Origin of the sequence: Phaeobacter sp. NW0010-22, from assembly GCF_040365955.1 — a bacterium.
Classification (GTDB): Bacteria; Pseudomonadota; Alphaproteobacteria; order Rhodobacterales; family Rhodobacteraceae; genus OMPR01.
In genome coordinates this window covers 1-19,784 of the sequence record NZ_BAABWT010000010.1, presented here as the reverse complement: position 1 = coordinate 19,784, position 19,784 = coordinate 1, and the positions used below count along the sequence as shown (strand labels likewise).

The following is a 19,784-nucleotide window of genomic DNA, read 5'->3' as shown; positions in this document are numbered from 1 at the left end:
CGTTTGTGCCGCTCTTTTAGTCCGCGTCAGACAACCCAGATCCGGCCCCGAGCAGCCGAGACTCTTCGGTTGCCGGCGCATAGGTTCGCCCAGTCAACTGTATGAGGGTGGCCCAATCCTGATCACTCGGTTCTGCGCGCGTGTGTACTACAGATAAAGGGACAGGTTGATCCGTCGTGTGGACAGTTACGGCGCTTGCTGTGGGTGTGCCGTTCAAAGACAGGGATAGATTTCCCCCATCGGTCACAGCAGATCCACCGTTCCATTCAACCCTAATCGACTGTCCGTTTAGGCGCGCGACAAAGGGGATCAAAAACAGGGGCGACAAAACCGTACCTAGTTTCAAGCCAGATTGAGAGATCTGGGCAGAATGATCTGACAGGGAAGCCCCGGCGATCAATGGGCACAGTTGCCCGGATGCTGCCGTCCATTCATTGTCCAACGCGGTTGGGCTCATTTTTGAAAGGTCCTGACCGTCGGTCGCGGACAAGAGATCAGCAAGTATCCCACACCCATCCAGACCTTGAGCGCAGAGCCAGCGTGTCGCTTTGCCAGCCTCTTCGGCCAGGCCCCAGCTATAGCCCGCACCACGTGCGGCCTTCTTCGCGGTGACTTCGACTTCGTTCAGGGACAGGTTCATGACGACACCTCTGGATAGACCCACAGGTCTGCGTTTCCTTGGTTCAGATCTTCGGGATAAGGCGCGCCTGAATACATGCTGATCCGCACCCAGCGATCTGATCGTGGATCAAAATGCGTTGCGCCAAAGAAGGCAAGTTTGGCACGCAACATGTCGATGGGCAGCACTGTCGCGCTGATCGTGTTGTCGTGGATTTCGCTGTAAGGTGCCGTCGCATTGATTTGCGCGCGCCGGATGGTGTGACGGTGTTCTGGGTGACGCAAAAGGAAATCTGCAACGGGTTGTCCTGCGTCCCAACCCATCATTGCCGCATGGGCAAGGGCCGCATCTCGGGCCGGGGCTAGTGGTTGTTCATACTCTGCGATTGGCTCATCAAATCGCTCGCCCAACCGGGGTTCCAGTTTTTCCTCGGATACATACCAAGCGCGCGCGATGTTTTCGCGAGATGCCCAATCTATGCCCAAAGCCCAGCCAAAGCTATTTTCGATCTGGTCGCGACTTTGCGAAATCGTCTGGTGACCATCAATGACGAAAGCATCAGAGGCGTTGTCAGACATATCTTGTGTGAGGGTGTCCACCAAGTCACCGTATGGCTCTAGCATCAGCGAGGCGAGCAGCTCCTGCCCATCTTCTGATAGCGTCTTAGCAGCCCACCTGTGCATGCGATCCCAAGGGTGATCGTTCAGCAAATCATCCCCGGCAACAAAACCACTGATTGTCTGCAGATCCTTGCGCAAAGTCGCAAGCTTTGCGATTTGGATTTCATGAGCTGAATGCCAATTGTGGATCGAGGCCTCACTGCGGTGAAGCAGATTGCGGAAGGTGGTGACCGCGTCGGGCGTGGCAGTTTCAACATTGCGAACGCGGGCGATCGCTTCTTCGCGGGCCATGATCCAATTGTTGAACAGGATCGGGTGATTGACGATGAAGGGGGCCATGCCCAAGCCTGTCGAATTGCCGATCCCGAAATCGCGCGCTAGGGCGGGGTCCAAAGGAACTGCGGTATCACCGCCTTTCGCTTGCGCCATGTGCTGCACCAGATCGCGGACAAAAGCGCGCGTGAGAAACACAGACAGCATTTCAGCTTGAAACGGGGCGTTCATTTCGGGGCGATCCGAAAGTTTTTCGCGATCCGCTGCGCCGAATTTGCCCGATCCGTAAACGGCTGTCGTGCGCATCAGGTACCCAACTTGCGCAATCTGGTCCGCATCCGGCTGATGGCCTGCGGCTAGTGAATCAACCACATGGGCCCAGAGCCGACCAGACCGGTTTGCCCGTGACAGGGACAGTTCCTTTTCGCTGACCCGGCCTGCTTCTTGCAGGGGAACGTTTTGGGACAGGCGGTCCACATCTTCGGTGGTGGGAACCCCATCGAACAAGGCAAATGTCGCGTCCCAGGCTTCTGCGATCACACGGTCCGAGCGCAATTCAGCTGGCAAATCATGTGCAAAGGCCACCAACGAGTAGGTGCGATCAGGCCCCTTTGCGCTGTAGACGGCCCGTCCAACGCCAGCGTCGTTGATATCAAACACCGGACGGGAAAATTGCCACCCCTCGCGCGCCATGCGACGCGTAAGATTGCGCATAAAACTTAGGCGGCATTGATGCAGCGAGCCGAGGCGCGACAGACGCATCACCTGTGCCGGTTCGCGGCGTTCTATCTTGTTATTCTGTGCGTCCAGCATGGCGGTTATCCCTGCGGTGTAAAGTTCTTGGCATAGAACCGATACCAGTTTCCTCCCATGATCCCGGTGACTTCTTCCGGGTTCATACCAATCGCTTTGAGGCCATCCTCTAGGTTGCCAAAGTGGCGGTTGTCTTCGTACCAGCTGGGCATGGGGGGGAAACCGGGCGCTGCTGCTGAGCCTTCGCCATAGTCGATTTCCTTGCTCCAGCGGCCAACACGCATCCATTCGACAACGCTGTCGGGTTGATCTTGGCACAGATCGGAGCCGATCCCTAGATGTTCAGCGCCATAGAGATCTGCCGCCTGTGCGATCATCTGGCAAAAGCTTTCCAATTTGCACTCCGATTTCCCCTTGAGGTGATGAGGGTAGAGCGAAAAGCCCAACATGCCACCACGTTCGGTCACCGCGCGGACAACGTCGTCTTTTTTGTTGCGCAAAGCAGGCGCCCAAGAATGCAGGTTGGCATGGGTAATGGCGATGGGGCGTTCGGAAATTTCAGCCGCTTCGATGGTAGAGCGATCTGCCGAATGGCTCATGTCGACCACCAGACCAACGCGGTTCATCTCTTTGATGACCTGTTTGCCCATGCGGGTGATGCCGGGATCTTCGGACTCATAGCAGCCGGTCGCCAGCAGGGACTGGTTGTTATAGGTGAGCTGCATGAAGCGGGCGCCAAGGGTGTGCACGATTTCCACCAGACCGATGTCGTCTTCGATCGGGCTGGGGTTTTGGAACCCGAAAAAGATCGCGGTACGTCCGGTTTCGCGGGCTTTGTCGATGTCGCTGGCCCACTGACCTTTCATGATCAGGTCCGGGTATTGTTCAAACCAGCGGTTCCATTGTTCAAAATTCAGAACCGTTTCGCGGAAGTTTTCGTGGTAGGAAATGGTGACATGTACTGCGTCCAACCCGCCTTCGCGCATCTGGCGAAAGATCTTTTCGGACCAGTTGGCATATTGCAGGTTGTCGATGCGAAAATTGGTCATGGAAGTCCCCTGTAAATTTGACAGCCCGTCTGACCCTGAACAGGGATCAGAGCGCCCTCTGGTGGGGAGGGTCGGGCGCTGTACCCGGCCAATGGCCGGATACATTTCTTTGTCTGAGCGGTCTTAGACCGGTGTGCCTGCGCTGATGTAGGCGGTTTTGACGGTTGTGTAGAATTCAGCCGCGTTCTTGCCCTGTTCGCGTGGACCGTAAGAGCTGTCGCCGCGGCCGCCAAATGGCACGTGATAGTCTGTGCCAGCAGTTGGCAGGTTCACGGTCACAACGCCGGTGCGCGCATTGCGGCGGAAGTGCGTGGCGCGGGCCAGTGACTGGGTCACGATGCCCGAGGTCAGGCCAAAGTTGGTGTCGTTGACGGTGGCGAGTGCCTCGTCATAGCTGCCGACTTTGATGACACTGGTCAGGGGCGCGAACATTTCTTCGCGGTTGATGCGCATATCGTTGTTGGTGTTCAGGAACACGCCGGGGGACATGTAGAAACCGTCGTGTGGCATGTCCAAACGTGCACCACCACAGGCCAATTCGGCGCCTTCGGTTGTGCCCAAGTCAACGTAGGCAAGGTTTTCGCTCAGCTGTTGTTGGCTGACGACGGGGCCCATCTGAATGCCGGCTTCCAGCGCGTGGCCAACCTTCATCGCCTGTGTGCCTGCAACCAATTTCTCGACAAAGGCGTCGTGAATATTGGCGTGTACGATCAAACGCGATGAGGCGGTACATTTCTGACCTGAGCCACCAAACGCGCCACCCAGAGCCAGCGAAACCGCCAGATCCAGATCGGCGTCATCCATCACGGCCAGTGCGTTTTTCGAACCCATTTCCATTTGCACTTTGGTCAGGTTCTGGATCGCGGCGGATGCGATGCCTTTGCCAACGGGAACCGAGCCGGTGAAGGAGATGGCGTTGATCTTGGGGCTTTCGACAAGACGCTGACCGATAGAACCGCCCGAACCCATAACGAGGCTGAACAGACCCTTGGGGATGTCCTGACGATTGATGATTTCTGCCAGTGCCACAGCAGAGGCGGGTGTCACATTTGCGGGCTTCCACACAACGGCATTGCCGTAGCAGAGCGCAGGGGCGATTTTCCAGGATGCGGTTGCGGTTGGGAAATTCCACGGGCTGATGATGGCAACGGTGCCGATGGGTTCGCGACGCACGTCGATTTCAACGCCATCGCGGACGGAATCGGCGTTTTCACCCAATTGGCGCAGGCATTCAGCAGCATAGTAGGTAAAGAACTGACCGGCGCGAAACACTTCGCCTTTGCCTTCGGCCAGTGGTTTGCCTTCTTCGCGGCTGAGCAAGGTGCCCAGCTCTTCGGCGCGCTGCATCATTTCGTTGCCGATCGCATTCAGCACGGCCTGCTTGCGCTCGAGCCCATAGGCGGCCCATTCGACCTGTGCAACACGGGCTTGATCCAGAGTTGCGTCCAGCTGATCGGCGCTGGCTTGGGCAAAGGTACCAACCAGATCGCTCAGATCCGAAGGGTTACGATTTTCGATTTCGCTTTCGCCAGAGATCCATTCGCCAGCGATGAGGTTCAGTTTCAGATCAGACATAACAATTTCCAATGAGGTTGGCTTGATTGCAGGATGGACTCTGAGTGCAGCATCAGTCAAATTCAAATAATTGAAGAAAATTTCAGGAATTTTGAAATATGGCAATTAAGATCGAAATGTTGCGATGTTTCAGTATCGTGGCCCAAACCGGGACATTGGCAGAGGCTGCACAAAGGTTGGGGCGCACCCAATCTGCGGTGTCGATGACGCTGAAACAGCTAGAGGATCATCTGGGCAACCGGCTGTTCGAAAGCGACCGCAAAAACCGGCTGACGCGGCTGGGGGAACAGGTATTCGAGCTGGCCCAAACCGAACTGCGCCAATTCGACGAAACCGTTAGGGCCATCGAAACCTCTGCAAAGGCGCCACAGGGGGTCATTCGCATTGTGTCAGTGCCCTCGGTCGCGAGCTTGGTGTTTCCGGTCATCGTCAAAGAGTTTACGCGCCGCCACCCCGGGATTGATATTGAGTTGCGGGATACAGATTCCCAACAGGTGGTAGATGCCCTGACCGGGGGGTATGCTGATATCGGTATCGCATCGCCCAAACACGTGTTGAACGGTGTCAAAGCCCAGCCGCTATTGTCAGATCCGTTTGGATTGATTTGTTCTGTCGATCACCCTTTGGCCAAGCAGGTGGAAGAGCCGACAATGGGTCAGGTTCTAGCGGCGGGTTTTGTGCGGAACGATCTGTGCCTGTCGATCGGATCTGAACAGTTTCAAACCGCGAGCGCGCAGGCAAAGCTGTCGGCGCGCAATACTCTGTCGCTGATTTCAATGATCCGGTCAGGGAACTGGGTGACTATCCTGCCGCAAACGGTCGCGCGCATCGCCCCATCGGATCTGGTGTTTCGCCCCTTGGCGGATCTACAGGATCACCGGCATGTCAGCCTGTTGTTGCGAGAAAAAACCCCCTTCTTTGCCCAAGCTCAAGATATGTGCGAGGTCATTCTGGACACGGATTGGAGCCTGATCGGAACCCGGTGATCAGAAAGGCATAAATTCCAGCAAGTCACCGGTGGCTGTTTTGTCGATGTCTCCGGGAATCAAAACCAATCCATCAGCCTGTGCCATTGGACCCAAATGTCCCGAATGTGTCGCTGAAGGGCATTCCACGACCTCAAGTCCGGAGTGATCCATTCCGCAGAACCGGGCAGGGCGGTACTCGCACCTTCCGGGTTTGTGCCGCAATTCAGTTTGCGCGCGGACCAAACGTCTGGGGGGGACAGCCTCTGTTAGCCCGCATAGCTTGTTCAGCATTGGGTTGCCAAACACTTGCCAAGTCACATAGGCCGAAAGCGGGTTGCCCGGCAGGCTGATGATCGGCACTCGTCCGAGCCGGGACAATGTAATCGGCTTGCCAGGTTTGATGGCGACGCCGCTTACAGCGGTTTCAGCCCCAAGCAGGTTAAGGGCTGGTTTCACGTGATCCCGATCTCCAACCGAAACCCCGCCGGATGTGATGACCAAATCCACGTCTTGTGCCGCTGATTTAATGGCGTCGATCATGGCGTCAAAACTGTCAGGGACCTGATAGACAAAGCTGATATCAGCCACATCACTCAGCACAGACGTTAGCAAGGGCGTATTGACGTCCCATATCGCGCCACCTGTGGCCTCTGCTCCCGGTGCGATCAGCTCGTCGCCTGTCATCAGCAGCGCGATTTTGGGTTTGCAAACGACTGAAACGCTGCCGTGCCCAGCACCTGCGCAGATCGCAAGATGGCGTGCGTTTAGGCGTTGGCCGGCTGTCAGCACCGTGGCGTTCGCGCGCTGATCTTCGCCTTGCCGGCGAATATTACTGCCGGTTTGGGGGCGTTTTTCGAAGGTTACCATGTTACCCGTGCGCGTGGTCCATTCCTGCATCACAACAGTATCGGCCCCGGCGGGAACTGGCGCTCCAGTGAAAATTCGCATGGCGGTTCCAGCAGGAAGGGGCTGAGGCGCATCACTGGCCGCGCTGGTACCGCATACCGGGAGCGTTTTGGTGCCATTCAGATCGGTCAGCCGCAGCGCATAGCCGTCCATCCCCGAATTGTCGAAACGCGGAAGATCAGCGCGGGCTTTGACGGGCCTTGCGAGAACGCGGCCGTTTGCCTGATGCAGGGGCAAATCTTCGGTAGCAGTCAAAGGATCAACCAAGGCCAATCCGCGATTGAGGGCGGTGTCGACTGGCAAAAGCGTCGCTGCAAGATCGCTGGTGTCACAACCGCACCCGGGGGTATCAATTCGGTCGAACAAAGTCATGATGTTACCTCTTGGTGCAGGTGTCCGCGGCTGATCGTGCAGTTGAGGTCATGCAACAGCCCATCGCGCAGGCCGTAGATCAATCCATGCACTGCGATTTCACTGCCATTGGCCCATGCACGTTGAAGGATCGGCGTTTCGGCCACGCGCATGACTCCTTCGATCACATTCAATTCAGCAAGCTTATCGCGGCGGGCTTCATGATTGGTCGACCGGGACAGATCGACTGAATACTGCCGGGCTAACCGGCGAATGGGTTCCAGCCAATGGTCGGCCAAGCCATGTGGCAAGTCCTCGGTTGCGGCTTGGACACCGCCGCAGCCGTAGTGGCCACAGACGATGATTTCCCGCACTTTGAGCGCATCGACTGCGAATTCCAGCGCGCTAAGCAGGTTCATATCTGAGGAATGCACAACGTTTGCTACGTTGCGATGCACAAACACTTCGCCGGGGGCCAGACCTGCCACCACATTTGCAGGCACCCGACTGTCGGAACAACCGATCCAGAAATATTCGGGCGCTTGCTGTGCGGCGAGTCCGGTGAAGTAGTCCGGATCGCCAGCGGTCCGGTCCGCGGACCAGCCGCGATTGCGTGTCAGCAGGTCTGTCAGCATGGCTGGCTCCTAAAAGGGTTGGCTCAGGTCGATCCCCTGAATGTCGGCTGTATCCAACAGGCCCGCGACATAGGCTTGGGCGGCATGAGTCCAAGCAGATTTCTCAGCGGCATCCCGAAGGCGTGGCTGGACGGATTCAAAGGGGAGGATTTCCCCATCCGCGCGCGCATCCATGCGAAGGATATGCAAGCCATACCGCGTTTTCACCAATTCAGGGTGGATTTGCCCTTCTTCGGCAATCCGCATCACGGCCTCGAATTCGGGCACCGTATCGCCGCTGCTCAGCTGGCCGAGTTGGCCGCCTGCCTCTCTGGACCCACAATCGCTTTCGCGTGAGGCGAGTGCGGCAAAATCCCGAGGTGACTTTAGCAGGGTCTTCAGCGCGACCTCAGCCCGGATCTGTGCGTCTTCACTTGAAAACAGGATATGGGACGGTTGATAGAGCGTTGGCGCGCGAAAGTTTCCGGGATCGCGATCATAAATGGCCCGAAGCGTTTCAGTCTCGACCGCATCAGGTGTTAGAGCGTGATCCAAGACGGCGCGAATTTGCGCTTCTTCCTCGGTTTCAAATTTGCCCGGGGCGATTTCGGTTGGAGAGGCCTCGACGGCCAACTCCTTTGCTTGAGCCAGCAGTAAGTGCCGGATGATCAGCGCTCGCGCGGCTTTACGCCAAGCTAGGCCGGGTTTGCCTTTGGGCGCTTGCTGGTTTTGGGCCTCTGCCGCGATATCCGCGGCAGAAATTGTGGACCCATTGACCAAGATCGGGGGGAACAGAGGTGCGTTCATCTGCTCTTACTCCGCTGGAGGGGGGGTGCGACGTGACCGAACCACCTGATATCCCGGACGTGCCAGATAGCGAACGGGTGCGGAAAACATGTGAACCAACCGGGTGAAGGGGAACAGGATGAAAATGGTCAACCCCAAGAACAAGTGTAGCTTAAAGATCGGGGAAACATCCGCGATGTAGCTTGCGGCTTGGCTGTCAAAGGTAAAGATCCCCTGCGCCCAGGCCATGAACTTGGTCATTTCGTGGCCGTCCAAGTGCCCCAGCGACACAAAGATGGTGAGGATGCCGAGCACCAGTTGCAGCAACAGCAGCGCCAGAATGCCGATGTCAGCAAAGCTGGAGGTGCGGCGGATGCGTGGGTCGGTCCAGCGGCGGTGAAAAAGCATACCGCCACCCACCAGCGCCATGATGCCAGCAACGCCACCAGCAAGAACTGCAAGCAATTGTTTGGCACCGTGGCTGATGCCCAGAGCGTCAAAGATCCAGATCGGGGTCAACAGGCCGATCAGATGACCAAAGAAAATCACCAGAACACCGATGTGGAATAAGACTGAGCCCATGATCAACTGCTTGCGACGCAGCATCTGGGATGAACTGGATTTCCAAGTAAACGGTTCGGTTTCATACCGTGCGATTGATCCCACAAAGAGCACTGTCAGTGCGATGTAGGGGTAAGTTCCAAAGAAAAAATCGTGCATCTGAGCCTCCGTTACTCAGCCGCTTGGGCAGATGCGCCCACGGCTGGATTGGGTGCGGGGTTCACAGGAGTGTCCATGTTGGCCAGCATATCGCGGACCTGAGGACAGCCACCGTTCGGATCTGGGCCGAAGGTGACTTCGGATTCTTCCCAAACAGCGTCGAGCGCATCTAGATCGGTTGGATCGTCTTCGGGCTGCTCGAGCAGCTCGGCGACGGCCGCCTTGTCAACCTTGGCATCCGCGATCTGCAAAAGAGCGGCGAACACGGCACCATATCCACTTTCGCGACGGGCAAGCCGTTCGCTTAGTGTGTCTAAGATATGAGCCGCGTCCGCCAAGGTATCCTGAACTTCCGCAAAGGGACGCGTCGCCAGGAATTCGAGCAGAACGGGCAGGTGGTCAGGCAGTTCCGATGTGACCGGGTCAAACCCGGCCTCACGGTACATTTCCACCAGGCTGACCATCGCGCCACCTCGGTCCCGGCTTTCACCATGGACGTGCTCAAACAGGTTGAGCGAGAGGGTGCGCGAGCGATCAAAGAGCCCGACATAGGACTCTTGCAGATCATATATGTCGTCCGTGGCCAGCTTATCCAACAACTGGCTGAGGGTGCGACGGCAAACCGTGGTCATGCGGGTATCCGACATCAGCACGCCGCTGATTTCTGGCATGGCTGCCTGCAGTTCGGTTGAAGGATAGCTGAGCAACAGCGAAAGCGCTTTAAGAGAGCGATCCATTACATTGCCTCCGGCATTTTTAGGGCTTTCTTCTTGCCGCCAAACAGCGAGCCTTTGGAAATCCCCGGCGAGCAGCCGTTGGTGTCGGTAAAGCCGCATTCGCCACGCAGTTCATAGGCATCTTCGACCTGTTCGCGGTGGGTGGTTGGGATTACGAAACGATCCTCGTAGTCGGCCAGAGCCATGATCTTGTACATGTCTTCGATCATTGCGCTGTCCAGACCGACGCGCTGGGCGATGCCCTCGTCGATCACACCATCCACAGTTTTGGACCGCATATAGGCGCGCATAGCCAGCATCCGTTCCAACGCGTGGGCCACAGGGGCTTCATCCCCAGCGGTCAGCATGTTGGCCAAATACTTGACCGGGATACGCAAAGAGCGGACATCGGGCATTTCGCCGTCGTGACCGATCTTGCCAGCCTCGGCTGCGTTCTGGATTGGGCTGAGTGGCGGAATGTACCACACCATAGGCAGGGTCCGGTATTCAGGGTGCAGTGGGAAGGCAACTTTCCAATCCATTGCCATTTTCCAGACCGGGCTTTCCTGTGCGCCTTTGATCCAATCCTCGGGCACGCCATCGGCACGGGCCGCTGCGATCACTTCGGGATCGTTGGGATCAAGGAAGACACCTAGCTGGGCGTCGTACAGGTCCTGTTCGTCTGGCGCATTGGCCGCCTCTTCGATCTTATCCGCATCATAGAGCATAACGCCCAGATACCGGATTCGACCCACACAGGTTTCGGAACAGACGGTTGGATTTCCAGATTCAATACGTGGGTAACACAGGGTGCATTTCTCGGATTTGCCGCTTTCCCAGTTGTAGTAGACCTTTTTGTAAGGACAGCCCGAGACACACATGCGCCAGCCGCGGCATTTTTCCTGATCAATCAGGACAATGCCGTCTTCCTCGCGCTTGTAGATCGCACCTGAGGGGCACGACGCTGCACATGCCGGGTTAAGGCAGTGCTCGCACAAACGCGGCAGGTACATCATAAAGGTGTTTTCGTACTCGCCGTAGATCTCCTTTTGGATGCCCTCAAAGTTATAGTCCTCAGAGCGTTTCGAGAATTCGCCACCCAGGATTTCTTCCCAGTTGGGGCCCATCTCGATTTTCTGCATCCGCTCGCCGGTGATCTTGGACCGGGGGCGGGCAGTGGGGAACGCCTTGACCTCGGGGGCCGATTTCAGGTGGTCATAGTCGAAATCGAACGGCTCATAGTAGTCGTCGATTTCGGGCAGATCCGGATTGCCAAAGATGTTGGACAGGATGCGCCATTTGGCGCCCTGCTTTGGTTGCAGTTTGCCGGATTTTGTTCGCTCCCAGCCGCCGTTCCATTTGTTCTGGTTTTCCCAGTCCTTTGGATAGCCGGTGCCGGGTTTGGTTTCCACATTGTTGAACCAAGCGTATTCGACACCGTCGCGGCTGGTCCAGACGTTCTTGCAGGTGACTGAGCATGTGTGGCACCCGATACATTTATCGAGGTTCAGCACCATGCCGATTTGTGCGCGTACTCTCATTCTGCGGCCTCCTTCGTGGTCGGCTCGTCGTCAAGCCAGTCGACGTTCTTCATTTTCCGGACGACGACGAATTCGTCTCGGTTGCTGCCGACGGTTCCGTAGTAGTTGAAGCCATAGGATTGGTGCGCGTAGCCGCCGATCATATGGGTGGGTTTCAGCGTCGTACGGGTGACCGAGTTGTGGATCCCACCACGGTTGCCGGTTTTCTCCGACCCCGGTGTGTTCACGATCTTTTCCTGTGCGTGGTACATAAAGACCGACCCTTCGCGGATCCGCTGGGACACCACGGCACGGGCAGTGAGTGCACCGTTGACGTTGTAGGCTTCGATCCAATCGTTATCCACGATCCCGGCCTTCTTGGCGTCCACTTCGGACAACCAGACCACAGGTCCACCCCGGTTCAGCGTCAGCATCAACAGGTTGTCTGAATAGGTCGAGTGGATACCCCATTTCTGGTGTGGGGTGATGAAGTTCAGCACAAGGCTGTCGCCGTCATCCTGCACGTCTTTGGTGATCGTTTTCAGATCGACCGGAGGGCGATATGTACAGAACCCTTCGCCAAAGGCCCGCATCCACAGGTGATCTTGATAGAGCTGCTGTCGACCTGTCAGGGTGCGCCATGGGATCAATTCGTGAACGTTGGTATAGCCGGCATTATAGCAGACTTCCTCGCTCTCGATGCCCGACCATGTGGGCGATGAGATGATCTTGCGCGGTTGAGCCGCGATGTCGCGGAACCGGATTTTCACATGCTGCTGACCTTCGGCCAGATGTTTGTGTTCACGTCCAGTTGCCTTTTCAATCTCTTCCCACGCTTTGACGGCAACCTCACCATTGGTTTCGGGTGCCAGCATCAGGATGACTTCGGTGGCGTCGATATCCGTCACGATCTTGGGCATGCCTGCGTTGTAGCCGTCGCGGTGTTCACCGTTCAGATCGCGCAGTTCCTGCACCTCATGCTTGGTATCCCAAGCGATGCCTTTGCCGCCATTGCCGACCTTGTCCATCAATGGGCCAAGAGCAGTGAAGCGATCATACAGCGCAGGGTAGTCCCGTTCGACCGGCACATAGTTGGGTGCGGTTTTACCGGGTATCAGGTCGCATTCGCCTTTCTTCCAATCCTTGACCTGATCCTGGGCAATTTCGGCAGGGGTGTCGTGCAGGATCGGCAGAGCGACAACATCGGTTTCCTTGCCCAAAATCTCTGGGGCAACCTCGGAAAACTTCTTGGCGATGGCCTTGAAGATTTCCCAATCTGATTTCGATTCATACGCCGGGTCTACAGCCGCCTGCAGCGGGTGGATGAACGGGTGCATGTCCGAGGTGTTGAGGTCGTTTTTCTCATACCAGGATGCCGTCGGCAGAACGATGTCCGAATAGACGGCGGTGGTGGACATACGGAAGTCGATCGTGACCAGCAGGTCAAGTTTACCTTTGGGGGCATCCTTGTGCCACTTGGCCTCTTTCGGCATTTCGCCGCCTTCTTCGCCCAGATCCTTACCGAGAACACCGTGGTCGGTGCCAAGCAGGTGCTTGAGGAAGTATTCGTGACCTTTGCCCGAAGACCCAAGCAGGTTGGACCGCCAGATGAACAGGTTACGTGGCCAGTTTTCAGGCGCATCCGGGTCTTCGCAGGACATTTCCAACTCGCCGGATGTCAGTTTGTCAGCGATGTAATCCTTGATCTCAACACCTGCGTTTTTGGCCGCTTTGGTAACCTCCAACGGATTGGTTTTGAGCTGTGGAGCCGAGGGCAACCAGCCCATGCGCTCCGCTCGGATGTTGTAATCGATCAGGCTGGCATCCCAATCGCCTTCGGGGGCGGTGGGGGACAGGATCTCATCCGATTTCAGGGTCTCATAACGCCACTGGTTGGTGTGGGCATACCAAGCTGAGGTCGAGTTCATGTGGCGCGGTGGGCGGGCCCAATCGAGCGCAAATGCCAGGGGTTGCCAGCCGGTTTGCGGACGCAGCTTTTCCTGACCCACATAGTGGGACCAGCCACCACCGGATTGACCAATACACCCACACATCACCAGCATGTTGATGATACCACGATAGTTCATGTCCATGTGGTACCAGTGATTCAAACCAGCGCCGAGGATGACCATGGACTTGCCCTTGGTCTTTTCGGCGTTCAGTGCAAACTCGCGAGCAACGGTGACGATCTTTTCTGCAGAGACGCCAGTGATCTTTTCAGCCCACTTGGGGGTGTAGGGGATATCGGCGTCATAGTCAGATGTAACCCATTCGCCACCCAACCCGCGATCCAAGCCATAGTTGGCACAGAACAGGTCAAAGACGGTTGCAACTTTAACGTCGCCCTCACCCGTTTTGACTGTTTTCACCGGGATATTGCGTGTCAGTACGTCGGGGTGGTCACATTTGACAAAGTTTTCAGTTGCCAAGCCACCAAAGTATGGGAAATCGACGCCGACTACTTCGTCGTGATCTTCTTCCAACACAAAGGTCATGGCCAACTGTGTGTCTTTGCCATCCGCGCGTGTTTCGAGGTTCCATTCGCCGTCTTCACCCCAGCGATAACCGACAGACCCGTTTGGCGCGACAAAGCCTTTGGCTGTGCGATCATAGGCGACAGTTTTCCATTCGGGGTTGTTGTCTTCGCCCAGTTTGCCGTCCAGATCGTCGGCACGCAGGAACCGGCCGGGAACCAGCTTGCCGTCTTTTTCTTCCATCTTCACCAGCATGGGGAAGTCGGAATACTTGCGGCAGTAATCTTCGAAATACTCGGCCTGACGGTCGAGGTGGAATTCGCGCAGGATCACGTGGCCAAAGGCCATTGCCAGTGCCGCGTCCGTGCCCTGTTGAGGGGCCAGCCAGACATCACCGAATTTGGCGGCTTCGGAATAGTCGGGGCAGATGACGGCGGATTTGGTGCCGCGATACCGTGCCTCGGTGTAAAAGTGCGCATCTGGTGTCCGGGTCTGTGGCACGTTCGAGCCCCAGAGCAGCAGGAAGCCAGCGTTGTACCAGTCAGCAGATTCTGGAACGTCGGTCTGTTCGCCCCATGTCATCGGCGAGGCGGGTGGCAGATCGCAATACCAGTCGTAGAACGACATACATGTGCCGCCCAAGAGGCTGAGATACCGCGAGCCAGCGGCGTAAGACACCATCGACATCGCAGGAATGGGCGAGAATCCAAAGACTCGGTCGGGGCCGTAGGTTTTGGCGGTATAAGCATTGGCAGCAGCCGTCAGTTCGGTCGACTCGTCCCAAGTGGAGCGGACAAAGCCTCCTTTGCCACGGTTTTCGACATAAGACGCGCGCAGGATCGGGTCATTCTGGAGCTTGGTCCAAGCCTCGATCGGGCTCATCGTGGCGCGCATTTTGCGCCAGATTTTAGCCAGTTTGCCGCGCATCAACGGGTTCTTCACCCGGTTCGCGGAATAGAGATACCAGCTGTAACTAGCGCCACGGGCACAGCCGCGTGGTTCGTGGTTGGGCAGATCGGAGCGGGTGCGTGGGTAATCAGTCTGCTGGGTTTCCCAGGTGACAATTCCCGACTTCACGTAGATCTTCCAAGAGCAGGACCCGGTACAGTTCACACCATGGGTCGACCGCACGATTTTGTCGTGCCGCCAGCGGTTGCGATAGGTGTCTTCCCAATCGCGGTTCTCGCGGGTTGTGACCCCGTGGCCGTTGGCGAACGTGTCCAGCTTTTTGGGCTGAAGGAAGTTCAATTTATCAAGCAGATGGCTCATTCTTAGGCCTCCTTGGATTGGCTGGCCTGCCCCGATCTGTGCCGGGGCAGGCGGGCGGGCTGGATCAGGGGTTTTTGATGTATGCGCCGGGGCGCAGGTAGAACCACCAGTTGATCAGGATGCAGACGCCGTAGAAGACGGCGAAACCATACAGAGCGTACTCAGGCGTCGCGGCTTTGATCTGTTCGCCGAACACTTTGGGAATGATGAACGCGCCGTAGGCAGCGACCGCAGCGGTCCAACCCAGAACCGGGCCAGCTTGCTCTTTGTCGAATGCAAACGCGATGGTGCGGAAGGTTGAACCATTGCCGATACCGGTGGCAGCGAACAGGATCAGGAACAGCACCATGAAGGGGAAGAAGAATTCTTCCGGGGTCGCGGAAACATAGGCCTGTTTCAGGAAGTAAGCCACGCCCAGTGCCGAAGCGACCATAACGATCGAGATCCACTGGGTAACCCGGGCACCGCCCAATTTATCCGCGATCATACCACCCACGGGGCGGATCAACGCGCCGATGAAAGGGCCCATCCAAGCATACATCAGGGCCGAAGGACCGTTGGGGTTGGCCAGATCATGGGTCATGACACCGTCAACTTCGACGTGCTGAAAGCCAAAGACCACTTTGATTGCTAGGGCAAAGGTTGCGGCGTAGCCGATGAACGAGCCAAAGGTCATGGTATAGATCACGGTCATGGCCCAAGTGTGTTTGTTGCCAAAGATCTTGTACTGACGAGTCAGGTTCTGACCGATCTGACCGGGGATCAGTTTTAGCAGGAATACGGTCAGGGCGATTACGATGGGCAGAACGATCCACTTTGAAACCATAAAGCCGGATCCACCAACTTTGGCGGGCAACATCAGCCACAGACCAAAGGCAGCAGTTACAAAACCGATCAACAACATAAAGGTGATGGTTGAGAACGCGCCAACAGGACCGGGGATATCGGGGCTGACGTGCTCGTCACGAATGTTGTTCATGCCGAACCAACCCGCAAAGGCCAGTGGAATGAGCAACAGCAGCCAGACATAACCCGCGTTGTGAATGTAGGTCTCGGTTCCGGCAGGGATTTTACCAATCAGGGTGCCCGAGGTGTTTTCCAGAATCATTGGTTCGCCGCCGAACAGGCCAAATGTCATCACCAGCGGGATAACGATCTGCATGGTGGTCACACCAAAGTTGCCCAGACCCGCGTTCATGCCCAGTGCATAGCCTTGAACCTTTTTCGGGTAGAAGAACGAAATGTTGGACATCGAGCTGGAGAAGTTACCGCCGCCGATACCGCTGAGGAAGGCGAGGATCTGGAACTGCCACAGGGGCGTATCGGGGTTTTGTAACGCATACCCGGCTCCGAGGGCAGGGATCATCAGCAGGGCAGTGGTGAAAAAGATGGTGTTTCGCCCACCGGCGATGCGGATAAAGAATGTAGACGGAATGCGCAGTGTTGCACCAGTCAGGCCAGCGATGGCTGCCAGTGTGAACAGTTCTGATTTTTCAAAATCGAAACCAAGGTTGATCATCTGAACGGTGATGATGCCCCAGTACAGCCAGACAGCAAAGCCACACAGCAGCGACGGGATTGAAATCCACAGGTTGCGGGTTGCAATTGACTTACCGGTCGACGACCAAAAGGCCTCGTCTTCCGGGGTGTAGTTTCTTAGGTCTTGTCCCACTTTAGTCCTCCTCAGGATGAGGGTTGTGGCACGCCTTGTTGGCGCGCCGTATTATTTCAGAATGATTTGGCGTTTTCGGGGTGCGCGCGATTGTATTGCTCGACCACATCGACCGAGCGGGCCAAGGCTGCGTTGGCACGATCCGCACGAACGCGTAGGGTGTTGAGGTGTGCCGCTTCGAGGTTGGCACGTTCTTCTTCTTCCTGCTCTTCAGAGAAACGCACGAAGAAGGCCAGAACCGAGGCGCAGGCAACGGTAATCCCGATGATCAGGAACACGTCGTTCCACTCCATCGCACCTTTGAACAGGAAGCCTGCAGCCACCGCACCAGCGTTCCCGCCTGCACCAACCACACCGGCAACAGCGCCCAATGCCTTTTTGTTGATAAAGGGAACAACCGAATAGGTCGCGCCTTCGGCCATCTGGGTGAACAGCGAGAAGATGATGAGCATGGGCAATGCGAGGAACAGAACCTGCATCTGGCTAAAGATCATCAAGGCACAGCCTTCGCCCAAGAGCACAACGAACAGCCAGAACGAGCGCCCCTTGAGGCCCCAGAGTGCACCGAAGTTGTCACCAAAGATGCCGCCCAGGGTTCGGGCAAAGATGTTCATCAAGCCGAATGAGGCAGCCACACCACCCGCAGCAACAAGGCTGAGGTCGAAGTAGTCATAGAAATAGAGCGCGGCGACGTTGTTGACGGTCAGCTCGATCCCAAAGCAAGCCCCGTAAATCAGGAACAAAACCCACACGCGGTAATCAGCCATGGCGCGGAAGTAGTCTCCGGTGACCGATTTCTTGGGTGGCATCATGCCTTTTTCGCGCAGTTCTTTGAAATTGCCGTCAGGCGCATCCTGAGTGAGGAAGTAATAGGCGATACCGGTGAGGAAGATCACACAGCCCACAACCACCATCGACAGGCGCCAACCCACCGCTTCGGAAAAACCAAAACCGACAACGAACATCGAAAAAACCATGGGCATGGCGAATTGGGTGACGCCGCCGCCCAAGTTACCCCAACCAGCCGAGGTTGCGTTTGCGGTGCCCACAACGTTGGGCGCGAACATCACAGTGGTGTGGTACTGTGTGATGACGAATGCAGCACCGATCACACCGATCAACAGGCGAAAGAACAAAAAGGCTTCAAAGCTGTCGGCCAAACCGATCAGGGCGACTGGGAATGCCCCCAGCATCAGCAAATAGGTATATGCCAACCGCGGCCCGATCCGGTCACAGAGCCAGCCTATGAAGAAGCGCGCGAAAACCGTCACCGTAACCGAGGCAATGATCGACCAGCCCACCTGATTTTTTGTGAGGTTCAACTCGTCACGCACGATAATCATCAGCGGCGCGATGCCGAACCATGCGAAAAAGCATGAAAAGAACGCAAACCACGTCATGTGGAAGGTTCTGATTTGCACCATCTTCACGTTGAAGAAGTTGCCCCAGAGGCTTGTTGCCTTGTTTTGTAATTCCATCGGTCCCTCCGTCTATTGGCACGAGGCCAAAACAGTTGGAGGAACTCTTTTATTATGCGAACCGAGACCCACTTGATCTATGTCATGCTTTTCGCGTGCCCCGGTCGAAATAAATGACGGCCCAACGGACGTGGGGTGGCCTGAGTGAAAATGCCGCCTTTGAATGTGGCAGATATCCGCCTGCCGGTTGACAAATATCAATTGGATGGCCGATGTAGGTCAAAATACCCAATTAGGCAGCTGTTGATGCGACCCGAAGATATCCCCGAGATTCGAACTCTGGATTTGTTTCAGAACATGTCTGATGACACATTCAAAGTTCTGGTGCGCGGAGCCTATGTTCAGAACTTTCCACCACAGATCGACTTGGTCGAAGAGGGCGATCCTGCGGATTTTTTGCATATCGTAGTTGGGGGATGCGTCGAGCTTTATGCAAATTGGAATGGGCGGGATACGACCATGGCCATGGTGCGCCCGATCTCGACATTCATTCTGGCTGCTACCATCAAAGACGGGCCATATTTGATGTCGGCACGGACGGTTGAAAAGTCGCGCGTTGTTTTGTTGCCGTCCAATGATGTGCGCACCGCGTTTGAACAAGACGGTGTTTTTGCCCGCTCCGTGGTCAATGAACTGGCGAATTGCTATCGCTCGGTGGTTAAGAATACGAAGAACCTCAAATTGCGAACGTCTCTGGAGCGGTTGGCAAACTATATCTCGCGAAGCCAAATTCGCGCGGGTTCGCTGGAATTTGACCTGATGATGGATAAGCGCAGATTAGCGTCCTTTTTGGGCATGACGCCAGAAAACCTGTCACGCGCAATCAAGGCGTTGCGGCCCTATGGTGTTCAAGTCGACGCGGCAAAAGTAACGATCACCAACTTGGAAGACCTTAATCAGTTGGCTCGTCCAGACCCTTTGATCGACGATTTTTCGGTTTGACACATCGCTTAGAGACTGTGGCATAAACAACTTGACTGCTCAGAGGCGCAAATTGGCCTCGGCATTATCTTCATCTTCCTAGGGAACTCAAAAATGCGAGGCACGTGTTCGGTGCAGCTCTCATTGCGTTCTCAATGTCTACTCAATGAACAGTCCTTCAAGGTTATGAACGAAGGCCGCGTACATTCCTGAGTAATACCGAACGATACAACGTCTTTGAAATCTGACACACGATAGTAGCGGAGCCTGAGGAGGGAGACAGGAGGGGGGGTGCTGAACTCTTATAGGTGAACCCCCGTATCGAAGTGAATTCCGCATGACCGAAGGTCTGATTCTTGGTGAAGAAATGAGTTATGCCTCTTGGATTTGTGGTGTTGTTCGGTGGATTTGGAGGGTGAGTCTGTGGATAAGGGTGTTTTGGGAGGGGTGCGTGCGTAATGTGGTTAGATGTTTAAGGGATGTCGTTGGCTTTGTTTCCA

General features: G+C 56.1%; 15 protein-coding genes. 2 read left to right on the top strand and 13 right to left on the bottom strand.

Features of this window, described 5'->3' with window-relative positions; translation table 11 throughout:
* Positions 1 to 16: 16 nt before the first annotated feature.
* The 4 genes from ABWV33_RS19380 to ABWV33_RS19365 all read right to left on the bottom strand — a co-directional run bounded on the left by ABWV33_RS19380 (position 17) and on the right by ABWV33_RS19365 (position 4,889).
* The gene (locus ABWV33_RS19380) at positions 17 to 640 is read right to left on the bottom strand and encodes a DUF3726 domain-containing protein (RefSeq protein WP_353333123.1); all 624 of its coding nucleotides are present in this window, start codon (positions 638 to 640) and stop codon (positions 17 to 19) included.
* Positions 637 to 2,325 carry a hypothetical protein gene (locus ABWV33_RS19375; RefSeq protein WP_353333121.1) on the bottom strand — a complete coding sequence of 563 codons (1,689 nt, stop codon included), beginning with the start codon at positions 2,323 to 2,325 and terminating at the stop codon, positions 637 to 639. Before ABWV33_RS19375 ends, ABWV33_RS19380 begins: the two co-directional genes overlap by 4 nt.
* Positions 2,326 to 2,330: 5 nt before the next feature.
* Positions 2,331 to 3,314: a membrane dipeptidase gene (locus tag ABWV33_RS19370; RefSeq protein ID WP_113821952.1), complete on the bottom strand. Its 984-nt coding sequence runs from the start codon at positions 3,312 to 3,314 to the stop codon at positions 2,331 to 2,333.
* Positions 3,315 to 3,437: 123 nt separating this feature from the next.
* Positions 3,438 to 4,889, bottom strand: a complete 1,452-nt coding sequence (locus ABWV33_RS19365; RefSeq protein ID WP_353333119.1) for an aldehyde dehydrogenase family protein — start codon at positions 4,887 to 4,889, stop codon at positions 3,438 to 3,440.
* Between the two features lie 98 nt (positions 4,890 to 4,987).
* Between ABWV33_RS19365 and ABWV33_RS19360 the strand changes: the two genes are divergently transcribed.
* The gene (locus ABWV33_RS19360) at positions 4,988 to 5,875 is read left to right on the top strand and encodes a LysR family transcriptional regulator (RefSeq protein WP_353333117.1); all 888 of its coding nucleotides are present in this window, start codon (positions 4,988 to 4,990) and stop codon (positions 5,873 to 5,875) included.
* Here ABWV33_RS19360 and ABWV33_RS19355 read toward each other — a convergent pair whose 3' ends face one another.
* From ABWV33_RS19355 to ABWV33_RS19315, 9 genes are all read right to left on the bottom strand, one after another.
* Entirely contained in the window at positions 5,876 to 7,135 is a 1,260-nt protein-coding gene (locus ABWV33_RS19355) for a molybdopterin molybdotransferase MoeA (RefSeq protein ID WP_353333115.1), read from the bottom strand.
* Positions 7,132 to 7,749 carry a carbonic anhydrase gene (locus ABWV33_RS19350; protein WP_353333113.1) on the bottom strand — a complete coding sequence of 206 codons (618 nt, stop codon included), beginning with the start codon at positions 7,747 to 7,749 and terminating at the stop codon, positions 7,132 to 7,134. Before ABWV33_RS19350 ends, ABWV33_RS19355 begins: the two co-directional genes overlap by 4 nt.
* Before the next feature lie 9 nt (positions 7,750 to 7,758).
* Complete coding sequence (locus ABWV33_RS19345; protein WP_353333111.1) at positions 7,759 to 8,535, bottom strand: peptidylprolyl isomerase; 777 nt, start codon at positions 8,533 to 8,535, stop codon at positions 7,759 to 7,761.
* Positions 8,536 to 8,541: 6 nt separating this feature from the next.
* A complete protein-coding gene (narI, locus tag ABWV33_RS19340; protein ID WP_353333109.1) occupies positions 8,542 to 9,234 on the bottom strand; it encodes a respiratory nitrate reductase subunit gamma in 693 nt (230 codons plus the stop codon).
* 11 nt (positions 9,235 to 9,245) lie between these two features.
* Entirely contained in the window at positions 9,246 to 9,971 is a 726-nt protein-coding gene (gene narJ / locus ABWV33_RS19335) for a nitrate reductase molybdenum cofactor assembly chaperone (RefSeq protein ID WP_353333107.1), read from the bottom strand.
* Positions 9,971 to 11,491 (bottom strand): nitrate reductase subunit beta, encoded by a 1,521-nt coding sequence (gene narH, locus ABWV33_RS19330; protein WP_113821944.1) that lies wholly within the window; start codon positions 11,489 to 11,491, stop codon positions 9,971 to 9,973. The genes narJ and narH overlap by 1 nt, the downstream gene beginning before the upstream one ends.
* Complete coding sequence (locus ABWV33_RS19325) at positions 11,488 to 15,213, bottom strand: nitrate reductase subunit alpha (RefSeq protein WP_353333105.1); 3,726 nt, start codon at positions 15,211 to 15,213, stop codon at positions 11,488 to 11,490. Before ABWV33_RS19325 ends, narH begins: the two co-directional genes overlap by 4 nt.
* Before the next feature lie 64 nt (positions 15,214 to 15,277).
* The gene (locus tag ABWV33_RS19320) at positions 15,278 to 16,885 is read right to left on the bottom strand and encodes an MFS transporter (protein ID WP_353333103.1); all 1,608 of its coding nucleotides are present in this window, start codon (positions 16,883 to 16,885) and stop codon (positions 15,278 to 15,280) included.
* A 56-nt stretch (positions 16,886 to 16,941) separates the two neighbouring features.
* The gene (locus ABWV33_RS19315) at positions 16,942 to 18,363 is read right to left on the bottom strand and encodes an MFS transporter (RefSeq protein ID WP_113821941.1); all 1,422 of its coding nucleotides are present in this window, start codon (positions 18,361 to 18,363) and stop codon (positions 16,942 to 16,944) included.
* A gap of 246 nt (positions 18,364 to 18,609) precedes the next feature.
* Here ABWV33_RS19315 and ABWV33_RS19310 point away from each other — a divergent pair, with 246 nt between their 5' ends.
* Positions 18,610 to 19,305: a cyclic nucleotide-binding domain-containing protein gene (locus tag ABWV33_RS19310; RefSeq protein WP_113821985.1), complete on the top strand. Its 696-nt coding sequence runs from the start codon at positions 18,610 to 18,612 to the stop codon at positions 19,303 to 19,305.
* Positions 19,306 to 19,784 lie beyond the last annotated feature (479 nt).